Annotated in this window: 1 protein-coding gene; it reads left to right on the plus strand. The window is 40.0% G+C overall.

What is annotated here, in order from left to right; all coding sequences use genetic code 11:
• On the plus strand, nt 1-750 hold a 750-nt coding region (locus tag BEN26_RS13830), incomplete at its 5' end, for an RNA-guided endonuclease InsQ/TnpB family protein (protein ID WP_181482311.1).
• Between the last annotated feature and the right edge of the window lie 43 nt (nt 751-793).

A 793-nucleotide genomic window follows, 5' to 3' on the forward strand; every position in this document is an offset into this window, starting at 1 on the left:
ATTATGCTTTTGGATGGCTATATCAAATTACCGAAACTGAAACTTGTAAAAATGAAACAACATCGGGAAATCCCGTCACATCATATCCTCAAGTCTTGTACGGTTTCTCGAACAAAAACAGGAAAATACTATGTTTCTATTCTCACTGAATACGAATATCAACCTACACAAAAAGAAGTACAAGCTGTTGTTGGATTAGATTTTTCCATGAATGGCTTATTCGTCGATAGCGAAGAAGGTAAGACAGCCAATTACCCTCGTTTCTATCGCCAAGCCTTGGGAAAATTAGCGAAGGAACAGCGTATTCTATCACGCAGAAAGAAAGGCTCTAATCGTTGGCACAAACAGCGTCTGAAAGTAGCGAAGCTACATGAAAGAATTGCGAACCAACGAAAAGACTTTCTACACAAGGAATCACACAAATTAGCGAAACGGTATGACTGCGTGGTTATCGAAGACCTCAACATGAAAGGGATGTCTCAAGCCCTCCATTTTGGCAAAAGTGTCCATGATAATGGCTGGGGCATGTTCACCACCTTTCTCCAATACAAGTTAGAGGAGCAGGGGAAAAAGCTTATCAAAATAGATAAGTGGTTTCCATCATCCAAAACTTGTTCAAGTTGCGGTCAAGTAAAGGAGTCTCTATCTCTTTCTGAGCGCATATTCCATTGTGATTGTGGTTTTGTGGCAGATAGAGATTGGAACGCTTCTATCAATATCAAGCGTGAAGGATTGCGACTGTTAGTATAATCATAAATAGAGCATGGAACAGGCTCGATAGCTAAGTAAATTT

Origin of the sequence: Tepidibacillus sp. HK-1 (assembly GCF_001748485.2) — a bacterium.
Taxonomy (GTDB): domain Bacteria; phylum Bacillota; class Bacilli; order Tepidibacillales; family Tepidibacillaceae; genus Tepidibacillus_B; species Tepidibacillus_B infernus.